We start from the raw sequence: 14,791 nt of genomic DNA on the forward strand, positions 1-14,791 counted from the left end.
AGAGTTCCACAACGGAACTCAGCCGGTCAACGCCGTCTCGGCGAGGCTGCGCAACGCCGCTTCAGGCGCTGAACCGGGCTCGGCCGAGTACGCCACCACGAACTGCCCGGGGCCGGTCTCCACCCCGAGGCGCTGCGAGTCCACCGTCACCGGCCCGAGGCGCTGGTGCCGGAACGTCTTGCGCCGGAACCCGCCATCCGCACGCCGTGGTCGGCCCACCATGCGCGGAAGTCCGGGTCGGCCGCCGAGATCTCCTCGACGAGCGCGGCCGGCCGCGGGTCGTCCGGGTAGCGCCCGGCATCGCGGCGCAGGTACGCCACCCACTCGCGCGCCGCCTCCGGCCAGTCGGCGACCATGGCTCGGTAGTCCGGGTCGAGGAACACGATCTGCGCCATGTTGCGCCGTGCCGGCTCAAGTGCGCCGGACTCCGCGAACAACGCGGCCGCGACCGGGTGCCACGCCGGCCCGTCGAGCGCGCACCTGACCACGAACGCCGGCAGGCCGAGGGACGCGATCAACCGCCGCGTCTGTTCCCGGGCCGCCCCGACGGGCGGGGCCGGCCGGCCGGCCGGCGATGGTCAGCAGATACTCGCGCGCGCCCGGCGCCGGCCGCAGCGCGTCGGCGAGCGATTCGAGCACCCCGCGCGAGACGTTGGTGGTGCGGCCTTGCTCCAGGCGCACGAGGTAGTCGTCGCTCACGTTCGCCGGCAAAGCGACCTCCTGGCGCCGCGGTCCCGGCACCGGTCAAGCCACCCGACGTCCTGCGGCACGCCGTGCACCTGCTGGAGCTGTCCGGGATGTCCACAGTGGACACCTTTTCGTGCCGTCACGTCCGTGGCCGCCGGGGTGCGCGGGCGCGGCCACCGCAAGGGCCGCCTGGCGCCGGGCTTCGACCACGACGTCCTCGCGGTGGGCGGCAAGCCGCTCACTGACCCGGCCGCCATCCACGACATCCGCGCGGTCTGCGTGCGCGGAATGGCGGTCAGAGTTCCGCTACCGCACTGACCAGGCGATCGACCTCGGCCGCCGTCGTATACGGCGCGATGCCCGCGCGGACCGCGCCCGCGTCGCCGAGGCCGAGGTGGCGGGAGCACTCGATGGCGTAGAAGCTCGCGGCCGGCGCGTTGACCTGGTGGCTTGCCAGGTGTTCGTACACGGCCTTGGGCTCGTGGCCCGTCACGGAGAACAGTACGGTCGGCGTGCGTTCACGGCCGGGGGAGCCGTAGCGGACGACCTGGGGCAGTGCGGCGAGCCCGTCGTCGAGGCGCTGCAACATCTCCTGCTCGTGGACTTCGAGCGCGGCCAGCGACGTGGCGAGCCGCTCGCGCCGCGTGCCCTCGGCCGGCACCAGGTTCGCGAGGAAGTCGATGGCCGCGGTGGTGCCGGCCAGCAGCTCGTAGGGGAGGGTGCCCAGCTCGAACCGCTCCGGCACGGCGTTGCTGGACGGCACGAGCTTGTCCGGCCGCAGCGTCTCCAGCAGCTCGGGCGAGGCCGCGAGGAGGCCGAGGTGCGGGCCCAGGAACTTGTACGCGGAGCAGGCGTAGAAGTCGGCTCCGAGTTCCGCGATGTCCACGGTGGCGTGCGGGGTGAGGTGCACCCCGTCGACGTAGCTGAGCGCTCCGGCTTCGCGCACCTTCGCCGTGATCGCCGCGACGTCCGGCCGCGTGCCGAGCAGGTTGGACGCCGCCGTGACGGCCACCAGCCGCGTCTTGTCGGTCAGCAGCGATGTGACCGCCTCGACCGGCAGCTCACCCGTGGCCGGGTCGAAGTCGGCCCACCGCACGGTGACCCCGCGCGTGGCCGCTGCCTGCACCCACGGCCGGATGTTGGCGTCGTGGTCGAGCCGTGTGACGACAACCTCGTCCCCGGCTTCCCACGTCTTGGCCAGCGTGCGCGAGAAGTCGTACGTCACCTGCGTCATGCTGCGGCCGAAGACCACGCCCTCGGGCTTCGCGCCCAGCAGATCGGCGACCGCCTGCCGCGCCTCGCGCACGACCCCGTCCGCCCGTCGCTCGGCCCGCGTCACGGTGCCGCGGTTGGCGATCGCGGAGCAGAGGACCGCCGCCACGGCTTCCCCCACCACGTCCGGTACCTGCGAGCCGCCGGGCCCGTCGAAGTGTGCCGCCCCTTCGGCAAGGGCGGGGAAGTGCTTGCGGATCGCGTTCACGTCGTAGGCCACGGAGCCCAGCATGCCGGAAGCGATCAGGCGGGTGCGAGATCGGCCGTGGATCTCGGCTCCGGTCCTGGTCGGCTGGGCTTGGCCGACTGGGCTTGGTCGACAGCTGAGACGACCGGTCATATAATCAAGAGATGCCACGTCCCAGCGTTCGTGAGGTGATCGTCGACACTGCGGTCACCGAGTTCCACCGCCACGGCTTCGCCGCGTGTTCCGTCGACACCATCACCCGGGCGGCCGGCGTGCCCAAGGGGTCGTTCTACAACCACTTCAAGAGCAAGGAAGACCTCGGCGCCGAAGTCGTCGCGCGCTACGCCGAAAGCTCCGGCTGGCGCGACGGCCACGGCGACCTCGGGCCGCTCGACACGTTGCGCGCGCGGTTCACCGTGATGCGCGACGTGCTGGTGGACAACGAGTTCACCCGCGGCTGCCTCATCGGCAACATGGGTTCCGAGCGCGCCGACCACAGTCCGGTGATCCGTAAGCAGGTCGGGGAGAGCCTCACGCACTGGTCGGACAGCATCACCGACTCCATCCGCCAGGCGCAGGCCGCCGGCGAGGTCAAGGGCGACAAGGACCCGGAGCTGCTCGGGCGGTTCGTCCTCGACGCCTGGGAGGGTGCGATCATCCGTACCAAGGTGGCCAAGAGTGTCGCCCCGCTGGACGACTTCTTCGACGTGGTGTTCGGCTCCCTGCTGTAGGAAGGTGCCCCCAGCGTGCTCGCCGACCTGGTGGACGAACTGCTCGCCCAGCCGCTCCCGTGGCCGATCGTCCAGGCCGGTGACCCGGTCCTGCGCATCGCCGCGGCGCCTTACGAAGGCGAGCTGAGCGAAGCCGCGCTCGCTGGGCTGATCGAGGGCATGAAGGTGACGATGCACGCGGCGCCCGGCGTCGGGCTGGCCGCGCCGCAGATCGGGCTTCCCGTGCAGCTCGCCGTGGTCGAGGACGACGAACGGCCGAACACGCCGCCGGAGGTGCTGGCGGCGCGCGGGATCGGCCCGTTGCCGTTCCGCGTGCTGGTGAACCCGCGCTACACGGCGCTGGGCGCGGAGCGGGTCGCGTTCTTCGAGGGGTGCCTGAGCGTGAGCGGGTGGCAGGCCGTGGTCGCACGGCCGTTGCGCGTCCGGCTCGAGGCGCAGGACGAGACGGGCGCGGCGGTCGACGAGGAGTTCGCGGGCTGGCCGGCGCGCATCGTCCAGCACGAGACCGACCACCTCGGCGGAGTGCTCTACCTCGACCGCGCGGAGCTGCGTTCGCTGTCGACGCACCAGTCCGTGGCACAGCGATGGGCGCAGCCGACGCCGGTCGACGCCGCCAAGGAGCTGGGTTTCGACCTGCCCTGAGAAACCCGCGTGCCTGATTCGGGGCCGCCTCTTGACAGTCTCTAAGACGACCGGTCATATTCAATTCATGACAACTTACCGAGCTCTGGAAGTCACCGGAACCCGCCAGTTCGCGCTCCGCGAGCGGGAGCTCGTCGCGCCGTCGTACGGGCAGGTCCGGGTCAAAGTGGAGTACTGCGGTGTCTGCCACTCCGACGTGCTGGCGGTCGAGGGGCTGCGCGCCGACCCGGACGTGCCGCGGGTGCCCGGCCACGAGATCGTCGGGGTGATCGACGCCGTCGGCGAGGGTGTGCGGGCGTGGCGGGTCGGCGAGCGCGTGGGCATCGGTTACCTGGGTGGCCAGGACGGCGAGTGCGAGTACTGCCGCCGCGGCGACTTCGTCAACTGCACCGACCAGCCGTGGACCGGCACGCACGTCGACGGCGGGTACGCCGAATACACCTACGCCCGCACCACCGGCCTCGTCCGCATCCCGAATGGACTGTCCTCTTCGGACGCCGCGCCGTTGCTGTGCGCGGGGATCACCACGTACAGCGCGTTGAGCAAACTCGACGCGCGCCCCGGCTCGCTGGTCGCGGTGCAGGGGATCGGCGGGCTGGGCCACCTCGGCGTGCAGTACGCGAAGGCGCTGGGCTACCGCGTCGCCGCGATCGCGCGTGGCACGGACAAGGCCAAGCTGGCCACGCGCCTCGGCGCCGACGAGTACCTCGACAGCACCGCCGGCGACCCCGGTGCCCAGCTGCAGAAGCTGGGCGGCGCGGCGGCGATCGTCGCGACGGCCTCGAGCGGCGCGTCCATGTCGCCGCTGGTCGCGGGGCTCGCGCCACGCGGGCGGCTGGTGGTCGTCGGCGCGGCGCCCGACCCGCTGTCCATCGGTACCGCGGACCTGATCTTCGGCACGCGCACGGTGGCCGGCAGTCTCACCGGATCAGCCATCGAGAACGAGGACGGCCTCGCCTTCGCCGAGGCCCGCGGCGTGCGGCCGATGAACGAGATCGTCCCGTGGACCGAGGCCCCGAAGGCGTATGAGCGCATGATGTCGGGCCAGGCGCGCTTTCGCATAGTCCTCGACCTGGCGGCCTGAGCCGAGTTTTTGTCGGTGCCCGCTGCTAGCGTCCTCCCGGTTCGGGTTCGACTGGGAGGAATCACATGGAATCGTTGCAGGACAAGGCAAAGGCGTTCAGAGAGCTGCACGCCCAGCCGATGGTGGTACTGCCGAACGCCTGGGACGCCGGCAGCGCGGCCGTCATCCAGCACGCCGGCGCGCCGGCCATCGCCACCACGAGCGGCGGCGTCTCGTGGGCCCTCGGCCGCGGCGACGGCCAGCGTCTGACGCGCACTGAGATGACGGCTGCCGTGCGGCAGATCGTCCGGACCGTCTCGGTGCCGGTCACGGCCGACATCGAAGGCGGCTACGGCCCGGACCCCGCCGACGTCGCCGCCACCGTCGAGGAGGTCATCGGCGCCGGCGCGGTCGGCGTCAACCTGGAGGACTCCCGGGCGGGCACGCTCTCGCTGTTCGCTCCGGAGGTCCAGGCGGCGCGTCTGGCCGCAGGCCGCGCGGCCGCCGCGTCGGCGGGCTTGCCCGAACTGTGGATCAACGCCCGGACGGACGTCTACTTGTTCGGCGTCGGCGAACCGGAGGGCCGTTTCGACGACGTGCTCGCGCGCGCCCAGGCCTACGCCGAGGCCGGCGTGGACAGCATCTTCGTGCCGGGCTTGGTGGACCTGGCCGTGCTTCGTGAGCTGACGGCCGCTTCACCGCTTCCGGTCGCCGCCATGGCCGGCCCGGGCGCGCCTTCGGTGGCGGACCTCGCGTCCGCCGGCGTCCGCCGCGTCACCGTCGGCACAGCCGTCGCCCAGGGCGCCTACGCCGTGGCCCTCCGCGCGACCCAGGAACTACTCGGCGCGGGCACTTACGACGAGTTGGGTTCCGCGATGGACTTCGGCACTCTGAACGGTTTGTTCGGGTGAGGGCCTTCGGCTGGGCGGAGGTGACAGCCGTGTAGCCGCGCTCTGTCCCCACCCCTGCCGGAGGCGGCTGGGGGCGATGCTGAACCGCATGGATCACCAGGGGTCGACTGATGCCGATCCCACGGGTTCGGATCGCACGGATCCCGCGGGGCTGGACCGCGTGGACCACACGAGTTCGAGCCGCTGGATTCCGAGGGTCTTCGCCTCGCCGATGGTGCGGGTTCGGGCCGCGTGGACTGCGGGGAACCGACCGGCGCGGACCGCAGGGGTCCGGGCCGGGTGGATTCCGGGGGGACTGGATCGCGTGGACTGCGCGGGTTGGAGCCGCACGGATGGGGAGGTACCGAGCCGCGTGGACCACGCGGTTTCGGAACGCGCGGGTTCCGGGGGACTGGATCGCGTGGACTGCGCGGGTTGGAGCCGCACGGATGGGGAGGTACCGAGCCGCGTGGACCACGCGGTTTCGGAACGCGCGGGCTCCGGGGGACTGGATCGCGTGGACTGCGCGGGTTGGAGCCGCACGGATGGGGAGGTACCGAGCCGCGTGGACCACGCGGTTTCGGAACGCGCGGGCTCCGGGGGACTGGATCGCGTGGACCGTCTGGGTTCGGACGACGTGGATCCCGCGGGATCTCGCCGCGCGGACCGCCTGGTCGTGCGAGGCTGGACCGCATGGGTCACGCTGGTTCGGACGACGTGGATCCGGAGGGATCTCGCCGTGCGGATCGCGCGGGGCTGGACCGCATGGGTCGCGCGGGTTCGGATGACGTGGATCTCGTGGATCCCGAGGGATCTCGCCGCGTGGACCGCATGGGTCGCGCGAGGGTGGATCGCGTCGATCGTGTGGGTTCGGGCCGCACGGATTCCCAGGGACCTCACCGCAGGGACAGCGTGGATCCCGCGGCGCGGGACCGCGTCGATCCCGCGGGTTTGAGCCGCGTGAACCATGCGGAACCGAGCAGCGTGGTTCGCCCAGCGCAAACTCACGAGGAGGATGCACGGGTGAACGGCGCGGAATACCCAGTCGCGCCCCCTGCCGTCCCCGCGGAACCGGATCACCCTGGCACCCTGATCCAGGCCGGCGATGGCTGCCGCCTCTGGACGACGGCCGTCGGGGAGGGCGAGGCGCTCATCGTGTGTCACGGTGGGCCGGGACTGTGGGACATGTTCGGCGACCTCGCTGCGGTGCTGGCCACCCGCCTGCGCGTGATCCGCTGGGACCAGCGCGGGTGTGGCCGTTCGGAGCGCCGCGGCCCGTACTCGCTCGCGCGGACGATCGCCGACCTGGACGCCGTTCGCCGCCACTACGGGCTGGCCCGGGCCGCCGTGCTGGGCCATTCCTGGGGAGCGACGTTGGCGTTGCGATACGCCTTGGCCCACCCGGCGCACGTGACCAAGCTGGTTTACGTGTCCGGCACCGGGCTCGGCCGCGCCTGGCACCCGGCCTATGAACGTGACTTCGCCGCCCGCCTCGGCGAGGACCTGCCACGGCTCAGGGACCTGAACTCCCGCGCCCGCACTCCGGCCGAGGACCGAGAACTGGCTGTCCTGCAATGGTCCGCCGACTTCCCCGACCCGTCGACCGCCCGCACTCACGCCGAGCGGATGGCCACACCGTGGTTCCCGATCAACTACGACTGCAACGCCGCCATCAACACCGAGGAAAAACGCCAGTCCCCCACCGAAGCCGAGCTCATCGCGGCCTGCCGTGGTCTGCCCACTCCCGCCCTCGTCGTCGACGGCGACCAGGACATCCGCCCCCGCTGGGCCGTGGACTCCCTCGAGGCCGCCCTCCCGACGACGAACCGCGTGACCTTGCCGGGCGTCGGCCACGTCCCCTGGCTCGAAGCCCCCGACGCCGTCGCCGAGGCCGTCCTGGATTTCCTCGCCCCGCAGCCATGAGGTTCCGGCACCTACGCCGGCAGATAGTTGATCGGATGATCACCCGTCGCCCACAGGTACTGCACCGCGTAGGCCCGCCACGGTTGCCAGGCCGCCGCATGCCGGGTCAGGGCCGAAGGCGAGGTCGGCAGATCCAGCGCCGCAGCGGCCAGCTTCACCCCCAGATCCGCAGGTACGAACGCATCCGGATCCCCCAGCGCCCGCATCGCGATGGTCTCCACCGTCCACGGCCCGAACCCCGGCAGTGCCGACAGCTCGGCGCGAGCGCGAGCCCAGTCGCCGCCCGGCGAAAGGTCGAGGTCGCCCGCAGCGAGGGCGGCGACGAGGCCCAGCAGCGTCCGACGGCGAGACTGCGGCATCGCGAGCGACGAAGGATCCAGGCCCACCAGATCGGCCGGAGTGGGGAAGAGGAAACCCAGGCCGCCCTCGCGATCGTCGACGGGCGTGCCATGGGCCGTGACAAGGCGGGCGGCGTGCGTGCGGGCCGCGGCGGTCGACACCTGCTGCCCCAGTACGGCCCGGACGGCGAACTCCTCGGGATCCGTCGTGCGCGGCACCCGGCGCCCGGGGTTCTTCGCGACCAAGGGGGCCAGCGCCGGATCCGAGGAGAGCTGCGCGTCGACCGCGACGGGATCCGCGTCGAGGTCCAGCAGGCGCCGGCAGCGGCTGATGGCGGCCGACAGGTCGCGCAGGTCGGTGAGGCCGAGGCGGCACGCGATGTGGTCGGGCGTCGGCGCCAGCGAAACGATGCCGTGGCCGTGCGGCAGGCGCAGGGTGCGCCGGTACGCGCCGTCGCGCCATTCCTCGACGCCCGGCACGGCCGTGGCCGCCAGGTGGCCGAAGAGGTTGTCGGGGCACAGCGGCGCGCGGAACGGCAGGCGCAGTGACAGCGCCCCCGGCGAAGACGGCGCGCCGGACGCCCGCGAGCGCAGCTCGCTCGGTGTAAGGGCGAACACCTGGCGTACGGTGTCGTTGAACGTCCGGATGCTCGAGAACCCCGCGGCGTGCGCGATGTCGCCCATCGGCATCTCGGTGGTCTCGACCAGCAGCCGCGCGGTTTCCGCGCGCTGGGCCCGCGCGAGCGCCAGCGGCCCGGCGCCCAGCTCGGCGTGGACCTGCCGCTCGACCTGCCGCACGCTGTACCCGAGCCGCGCCGCGAGCCCGCTTACGCCCTCGCGGTCGACCACTCCGTCGGCGATCAGCCGCATGGCGCGGGCGACCACGTCGGCGCGCTCGTTCCACAGCGGCGATCCCGGTGTGACGTCGGGCCGGCAACGCTTGCACGCGCGGAACCCGGCCGTCTGCGCCGCCGCCGCGCTGCCGTAAAAACGCATGTTCTCGACCTTCGGCGGCACGACCGGGCAGCTCGGGCGGCAGTAGATACCGGTGGTGACGACGGCCGTGAAGAACCACCCGTCGAACCGGGCGTCCTTCGACTGCACCGCGCGCACGCAGCGTTCGATGTCCTCGTACACGCCCGCCAGTCTGCCCGGCGGCACCGACAAAACCTGGCGGGAATGCGACACCACCCCACCGAGTGTCACACTCGGCGAATGCCACGGGTCACTTTTCCCCGAAGGCGATTGAATGAAGAAGCACATTTCGCCGGTCCTCGACGTGCTCGTGGGCGCCGACTTCTCGAACAACAGCTTCGACGACAAGGCCGGCTGCGTGCTGTTCGTCTGATCTGAATACCACAAATAGTGCCACCGGAAAACAATTCCGGTGGCACTATTTGTCGTCTCCGATGGTCACTCAGTGCTACCGCTGACAACCTTCCCCAGACTTCAGCTCGAATTCACCGCCGTGATCGTTCACGGTGCGCCGACGGCCGGATAACGTGCCCATCGCGGGACGAACCACGCACGAAGCCGGCCCGTCTTGACACATTTCAACCCCGCTCCACCGGCGAAGCAGCGACTGGGGAAGCCGCCGACGGTGAGCACCACCACCGTGCCGCACGCGTGTGGCCGTCCGCCCTCCCGCGGGCACGACCGCCGGGACCGCACTGGATCGGAGCGACGTGGAAAACTCGACGCGACGCAAGTTCCTCACCGTCACCGGAGCCGCCGCCGCGCTGGCGCTCGCCGGCACGCTGCCCGGCATCACCGCCTCCGGCGCCACCACCGTGGACACCGACCGCGTGCCCGGTTACCCGTTCACGCTCGGCATCGCCTCCGGCGATCCGCTGCCCGACGCCGTCGTGATCTGGACGCGCCTGGCGCCGAAACCGCTCGACCCGTTCGGCGGCATGAACGACCGCCCGGTGTCGGTGCGCTGGGAGGTCGCCGAGGACGAGCGGTTCCGCCGGATCGTCCGCTCGGGCAACGCGCTCGCCCGGCGCGAGGAGTCGCACAGCGTGCACGTGGACGTCCGCGGGCTGCGGCCGTGGCGGCACTACTTCTACCGCTTCCACGTCGGCGGGCACACCAGCCCGGTCGGCCGCACCCGCACGTCGCCGACCGCGCACCAGTCGGTGCCCGCCGTCTCGCTGGCGTACGCGAGCTGTCAGGCCTGGTACGAGGGCTTCTACACCGCCTACCGTGACATGGCGAAGCAGGACCACGACGTCGTCTTCCACCTCGGCGACTACATCTACGAGTACGGCGTGGGCGCCGACGGCGGCCTGCGCAAGCAGGACATGGCCGTGGACTTCCAGCGCGAGACCACGACGCTCGACGACTACCGCGGCCGCTACGCCCTCTACAAGACCGACCCCGACCTGCAGGCCGCGCACGCCGCCGCGCCGTGGATCATCACGAACGACGACCACGAGGTCGAGAACAACTGGGCCGGCGACATCTCGGAGAACAACGACCCCGTCGCTCAGTTCCTCGTGCGGCGCGCCAACGCGTTCCGCGCGTGGTGGGAGCACCAGCCCGTGCGCACGACGCAGCTGCCCACCGGTCCGGACATCCAGATGTACCGCCGGTTCCAGTACGGCGACCTGATCCGCTTCAACGTCCTCGACACCCGCCAGTACCGCGACGACCAGGCCGCGGGCGACGGCATCAAGGCCCCGAACCCGGACTCGCTCGACCCGAACCGCACGATCACCGGTGCGGCGCAGGAGAAGTGGCTGCTCGACGGCATGGCGCAGCACTCCGCGCGCTGGGAGGTGCTCGCGCACCAGACCGCGATCGCGCAGCTCGACACCGCCGCGGGTCCGCCGGTGCTCGTGCCGATGGACACGTGGGACGGCTACGTCGCCTCCCGCAAGCGCATCCTCGGCGGCGCGCAGGACCGCAAGGTGCGCAACCTGGTCAGCATCGCGGGCGACCTGCACCGCAGCGTCGCTTCGGAGCTTCGGCCCGACTACGCGGACCCGAGCTCGCCGGTCGTGGCGACGGAGTTCGTCGGCACCTCGATCACGTCGGGCCAGGACGGCATGGACCTCGACGCCGGCGGCCAGACGATCCTCGACGAGAACCCGCACGTCAAGTTCGGCAACTTCCAGCGCGGCTACGTGCGCTGCGAGGTCACCCCGCGCGAGTGGACCGCCGACTACCGCGTGGTCGACAAGGTCTCCATCCGCGACGGCAAGGTCACCACGCGCGCGAAGCTCACCGTGGAAGATCGCGTCCCCGCCATCCACGTCCACTGACAGGAGATCCCCATGCAGCGACGTCACCTCGCCGTGGCCGCCGGCGCTGTCGTAGTGCTCGGCGTGGCACTGGCGACCGGCGCGCAGAGCAGCCCGGCCACGCCCGCTCTGGAGTTGTCCGCCACCCCCGGGCAGATCCAGGTCGTCGGCCTGCCTTGCCTGCCGAGTGCCCTCACCGTCGGCATGACGAACAACGGCCGCGGCTCGGTGTACGCGGACATGGAGCTTTCCGCGCCTCGGCCCCTGGTTCTCGACCGGCGGATGTTCTCGTCTTGGCTGCCCGTCGGTCAACCGGTGTCGGTCCGCGTCGGAGTCACCGTGCCGCGCTCCGCTCGCCCCGGCCACTACACCGTGGGTTTGTCTTCCGACCGCGCTCGCCTGTCCGTCCCGGTCGACGTCCTTCCCTTACCTCCCAAGGGCCCCGGGGACAACCTCCTCCTCGGCGAACAAGCCACCCCGTCGTCCACCAACGGCAGCTTCTCCCCGTGCGGCGCTGTCGACGGAGACGCGGACGGCGACCACTGGTCCACCACCACAGGCTGGAACGACGGCACGAAGTCCGTGTTCCCGGACAACTACACCGTGACCCTGCCCTCGGCCGGCGCGGTCGCCCGCGTCGTCACCGCCACCCTGGACTCCGCGAAGTACCCGGCCGCCAAGTACGGCCTGCGTGACTTCGACGTCCAGGCCCACGTCGCCGGCGCCTGGCAGACGGTGGCTTCGGTGCGGGGCAACACCTCGGGGTCGGTGACGTCGACGTTCCCGGCGGTGCAGGCTGACGGGGTGCAGATCGTGGTGTTGGATTCGAATGATCATGCGTATTCGCGGATTGTGGAGCTGGAGGCTTACTCCAGCTGACGGGTCCGGCTCGGTCGGATGTCCGCCGCGCCGAATAGTCCTATATAGACGGAAGTCGGCATGTCGTTGAAGGATGTGCCGTGTCGCGCGGGCGAAGTCAGGCAGAAACCCGTTCCCGTTCACGCCGGGCATCCACCACCCGCAACCCCGCCAACAATCCCGTCAGGCCGCGATGCCCGCGCGTGAAGATCGCGAACAGGCCGCTGACCACGATCCACACCCCAGTCAGCGTGGAAGGCTGCGCGCTCGCCGTAGCGACCCCCATCGCGACGAAATACCCGCCCGACCCGAAGACGAACCGCACCACCATCTGCAGCACCGAAGGCTTTTCGTCAGCAGAGTTCGCCACCGTCAGCAGCACCGCGCGCTGCCCCGGCGTCGCGCCGTTCCCGGCGAGGGGGACCACCAGCAGCAAAACCAACGCAGGCAACCACTCGCCGAGCAGCGCGTTCAACACGGGATCGCCAGGACCACGAAACCTGTCCGGGTCGCGCAGGAGTTGGACGGCGACCACGACGACGTTCAGCGCGACGCCCAGCAGCGTCACCGCGATGAGGTCCAGCAGCATGCCGAACAGGCGACGCCCGCTGCGGACCGGGCGGGGGTCCTTGGCGTCAAGGCGTTCGTGTTGGCGGCCGAGCACCGGGGCGACCAGGGCGCCGACCGCGGCACCGAGGGTGTTGGACAGGAGGTCGCCCGTGTCGAAGAGGCGGTCGGGGCAGTCGACGAGGAACCAGACGCCCGTGAGCTGCGTGGTTTCGATGAAGAGCGAAACGAGAAACCCGGTGGCGATCGCGAAGGCCGGGCCCTTGCGGTACAGGCGGCGCATGAACAAGCCCCACGGCACGAACAGCGCGACGTTGAACAGGACCTGCCGCAGCGCCGGGTTGCCGAGGAGTCCGGTGTGGAACTGTTTCATGTCCGAAACGAACTGCAGCGGATTCACCACGGGGTGACGCAGCGACTCGTGGCTCGCGCAGAAGGCGGCGTCGACGACGGGCGTCGGCACGAGCGTGTACGTGATCAGCGCGCAGCAGTAGACGAGGAACCCCAGCGCCGCGATCGCGCGCCCCGGGCCGAACTCGCCGCGCCGGCGATAGCTGAGGACGGCGTAAGGCACCACCAGCACGAACGCCAGGCCGAAGCCGCCGAACAGGGCCAGCAACGTCGGCCCGCTCCACTGTGTCACTGACCCCTCCACCTCCGTAGGCGCGCCCGAGGGTAGCGATCTTCGCCGGGACCCACCGGTCGAGGGACACTGGCAGCGGTGCGTAATCTGCACGCGGAGGGCCCGGAGAGAGGAGCCGTTTCGTGGACGACGACATCGAGGACAACGCCGACACCGGCGTGCTCGACCCCGAAGACACGCTCGAGGACGGCGACCCGTACGACGAGGGCTACTCGCCGCCGGAGAAGCCGCTGGCCGTGCGCGAGTGGGGCATGACCGCCGCTGAGGAGCTCGCCGGCGAAAGCTGGGAGGGCCGCCTCGCGCGCGAGGTGCCCGACCTGGCCTACGACGACAGCGACGACCTCGGCGACACCACCGACACCGACGGCGAACTCCTGGACGACGAAGTCGGCGACGCCCGCGCGGGCCGCCTCGTCGCCCAAGACGCGGGCTTCGGCCCGGACACCGATGAAGAGCTCTATGCCTCCGACGCCGGCATCGACGGCGGCGCTGCCTCCGCCGAAGAGGCCGCCGTGCACATCGTCACGCCGCGCGACTGATCCGGGTGGTGACGGGACCGGTCATGACGTGCTCGGATTGGTGAGCGGAGTCCCAGCGGGTGTTGCGCAGGGGCGTGACTCTGTGGAGTCGACAGCGTCGTGAAGGGACCGTTCGACCGATCGGCGGCGGTCGTAGCGGCGGGTAGTGGTCGCCCGCGGACGGCCGACCGAGCTTCGCGAAATGCCCGAAAGTCCCTGCGGCGTTGCCCTTCACAGCTCCGCGGCCCAGATTGACTGAGGCAGCAGATAGGGGCGCAGGAGCGCGGTGAGCTCCGGGTCCCCGCGGTGGTGGAGGGCGTCTTCGGCCAGGCGGCGGGTGACGCCGGCCAGGAAGTCGGCGAGTTGGACGCGCGGGTCGGCGCGGGAGTCGACGAAGCGGATGTCGGGGGTGGGCCCGAGGAGGGTCGCGAGGCGCGCGGGGGTGAGGGAGGGTTGTTCGTCGTGGATGACGGTGGTGGGGTGCCAGTGGGTGACCGTGTCGACGAGGGCCGGCATCAGTGGGTCGAGTGGTGGTACCAGCGACGGGTCGGCGAGCAGCTGATCTCGCAGCTCGGTCAGGTGCTCGCTCGCCGGCGATGGGTCGATCCGCGGGGGCTCGAGGCGGATTGACCCGGGCTGCGGGTGTTCGAGGCCGTTCGACGCAAGCGGCGACGGGCCGGCGGGCAGGGGACCGCCGTACCGCGGCACCCGCGCGAGCGAACTCAACACATCACGCTGAGCGAAGAACTCCGAAGGCGCCACCCCGGGACCACGCCGCTGCGAAGTCCGCAGCAAAGCGGTGAACGACTGCAGGAACTCGACCCACCGCGGCCCATGCAGCCGCAGGCCGTCGTGGTGCAGCGTCGGCGTCCGGGAGTCCGGTCGGCGGGCGAGGCAGTCGGGGTAGGGCACCTGGTCGACGAGCAGATCCACCACCTTCCCGGTGACGAACAGTGCTTTGTCCACCAGCACGACTCCGGCCCGCCCCACCAAGGGCCCCGTCGGCCCCAAGAACCACACCAGCGCCGCCCGGTTCTTGGTGCGCAGCAGGTGGTTCGCCTTGTACTCCACGGCCGGCGAACCGATCCGATCCCGAAGCTCCCCGACGCAGTCCGCGGCCGCCCCGACGTCCACCCGCACGCCGGCGTGCGCGAAGACGTCCGTGTTCGCCCCGATGAGGTTCACGCCCTCGGAGCCGGACTCGTCGCACGCAATCGTCCCGGGCAC

The 14,791-nt window shown here is 71.2% G+C and carries 14 protein-coding genes and 1 pseudogene; 9 read left to right on the forward strand and 6 right to left on the reverse strand.

From position 1 onward, the window contains the following. Positions 1–18: 18 nt before the first annotated feature. Both QRX50_RS49530 and QRX50_RS50580 read right to left on the reverse strand, forming a co-directional pair. Positions 19–488 (reverse strand): annotated as a pseudogene (locus QRX50_RS49530) (MmyB family transcriptional regulator). Then, the gene (locus QRX50_RS50580) at positions 412–741 is read right to left on the reverse strand and encodes a helix-turn-helix domain-containing protein (protein WP_353074124.1); all 330 of its coding nucleotides are present in this window, start codon (positions 739–741) and stop codon (positions 412–414) included. The pseudogene QRX50_RS49530 and the gene QRX50_RS50580 overlap by 77 nt, the downstream one beginning before the upstream one ends. A gap of 93 nt (positions 742–834) precedes the next feature. Here QRX50_RS50580 and QRX50_RS17895 point away from each other — a divergent pair, with 93 nt between their 5' ends. Next, on the forward strand, positions 835–1,005 hold the full coding sequence (locus QRX50_RS17895) for a hypothetical protein (protein WP_285973069.1): 171 nt from the start codon (positions 835–837) through the stop codon (positions 1,003–1,005). On the opposite strand, the gene QRX50_RS17900 is transcribed toward QRX50_RS17895, so the two are convergent. Then, a complete protein-coding gene (locus tag QRX50_RS17900; RefSeq protein WP_285973070.1) occupies positions 983–2,191 on the reverse strand; it encodes a cysteine desulfurase-like protein in 1,209 nt (402 codons plus the stop codon). The two genes, QRX50_RS17895 and QRX50_RS17900, sit on opposite strands and share 23 nt — an antisense overlap. 119 nt (positions 2,192–2,310) lie before the next feature. On the opposite strand from QRX50_RS17900, the gene QRX50_RS17905 reads away from it, so the two are divergent. The 5 genes from QRX50_RS17905 to QRX50_RS17925 all read left to right on the forward strand — a co-directional run bounded on the left by QRX50_RS17905 (position 2,311) and on the right by QRX50_RS17925 (position 7,395). Next, positions 2,311–2,877, forward strand: a complete 567-nt coding sequence (locus QRX50_RS17905) for a TetR/AcrR family transcriptional regulator (RefSeq protein ID WP_285973071.1) — start codon at positions 2,311–2,313, stop codon at positions 2,875–2,877. Between the two features lie 15 nt (positions 2,878–2,892). Next, a complete protein-coding gene (locus QRX50_RS17910) occupies positions 2,893–3,519 on the forward strand; it encodes a peptide deformylase (RefSeq protein ID WP_285973072.1) in 627 nt (208 codons plus the stop codon). Positions 3,520–3,586: 67 nt separating this feature from the next. Beyond that, positions 3,587–4,603 (forward strand): alcohol dehydrogenase catalytic domain-containing protein, encoded by a 1,017-nt coding sequence (locus QRX50_RS17915; RefSeq protein ID WP_285973073.1) that lies wholly within the window; start codon positions 3,587–3,589, stop codon positions 4,601–4,603. Positions 4,604–4,668: 65 nt separating this feature from the next. Further along, positions 4,669–5,493: an isocitrate lyase/PEP mutase family protein gene (locus tag QRX50_RS17920; protein ID WP_285973074.1), complete on the forward strand. Its 825-nt coding sequence runs from the start codon at positions 4,669–4,671 to the stop codon at positions 5,491–5,493. 1,002 nt (positions 5,494–6,495) lie between these two features. Next, positions 6,496–7,395, forward strand: coding sequence for an alpha/beta fold hydrolase (locus QRX50_RS17925; RefSeq protein WP_285973075.1), 900 nt, complete (start codon positions 6,496–6,498; stop codon positions 7,393–7,395). A gap of 11 nt (positions 7,396–7,406) precedes the next feature. On the opposite strand, the gene QRX50_RS17930 is transcribed toward QRX50_RS17925, so the two are convergent. Next, a complete protein-coding gene (locus tag QRX50_RS17930; protein WP_285974494.1) occupies positions 7,407–8,870 on the reverse strand; it encodes a DNA-3-methyladenine glycosylase 2 family protein in 1,464 nt (487 codons plus the stop codon). Positions 8,871–9,418: 548 nt separating this feature from the next. Between QRX50_RS17930 and QRX50_RS17935 the strand changes: the two genes are divergently transcribed. Then, complete coding sequence (locus tag QRX50_RS17935) at positions 9,419–10,999, forward strand: alkaline phosphatase D family protein (RefSeq protein ID WP_285973076.1); 1,581 nt, start codon at positions 9,419–9,421, stop codon at positions 10,997–10,999. 12 nt (positions 11,000–11,011) lie between these two features. Further along, positions 11,012–11,857: a galactose-binding domain-containing protein gene (locus tag QRX50_RS17940; protein ID WP_285973077.1), complete on the forward strand. Its 846-nt coding sequence runs from the start codon at positions 11,012–11,014 to the stop codon at positions 11,855–11,857. A gap of 97 nt (positions 11,858–11,954) precedes the next feature. On the opposite strand, the gene QRX50_RS17945 is transcribed toward QRX50_RS17940, so the two are convergent. Next, on the reverse strand, positions 11,955–13,046 hold the full coding sequence (locus QRX50_RS17945) for a VanZ family protein (protein ID WP_285973078.1): 1,092 nt from the start codon (positions 13,044–13,046) through the stop codon (positions 11,955–11,957). 122 nt (positions 13,047–13,168) lie between these two features. On the opposite strand from QRX50_RS17945, the gene QRX50_RS17950 reads away from it, so the two are divergent. Beyond that, positions 13,169–13,585 (forward strand): DUF5709 domain-containing protein, encoded by a 417-nt coding sequence (locus QRX50_RS17950; protein ID WP_285973079.1) that lies wholly within the window; start codon positions 13,169–13,171, stop codon positions 13,583–13,585. Positions 13,586–13,795: 210 nt separating this feature from the next. On the opposite strand, the gene QRX50_RS17955 is transcribed toward QRX50_RS17950, so the two are convergent. Continuing rightward, positions 13,796–14,791, reverse strand: coding sequence for a DUF3800 domain-containing protein (locus QRX50_RS17955; protein WP_285973080.1), 996 nt, complete (start codon positions 14,789–14,791; stop codon positions 13,796–13,798).

It is taken from the genome of Amycolatopsis sp. 2-15 (assembly GCF_030285625.1).
Taxonomy (GTDB): Bacteria; Actinomycetota; Actinomycetes; order Mycobacteriales; family Pseudonocardiaceae; genus Amycolatopsis; species Amycolatopsis carbonis.

What these genes read in the sequence shown, in the direction of transcription:
- QRX50_RS17900 (WP_285973070.1), bottom strand. Translation starts at nt 2,191, where the DNA reads ATGCTGGGCTCCGTGGCCTACGACGTGAACGCGATCCGCAAGCACTTC.
- QRX50_RS17905 (WP_285973071.1), top strand. Translation starts at nt 2,311, where the DNA reads ATGCCACGTCCCAGCGTTCGTGAGGTGATCGTCGACACTGCGGTCACC.
- QRX50_RS17915 (WP_285973073.1), top strand. Translation starts at nt 3,587, where the DNA reads ATGACAACTTACCGAGCTCTGGAAGTCACCGGAACCCGCCAGTTCGCG.
- QRX50_RS17920 (WP_285973074.1), top strand. Translation starts at nt 4,669, where the DNA reads ATGGAATCGTTGCAGGACAAGGCAAAGGCGTTCAGAGAGCTGCACGCC.
- QRX50_RS17940 (WP_285973077.1), top strand. Translation starts at nt 11,012, where the DNA reads ATGCAGCGACGTCACCTCGCCGTGGCCGCCGGCGCTGTCGTAGTGCTC.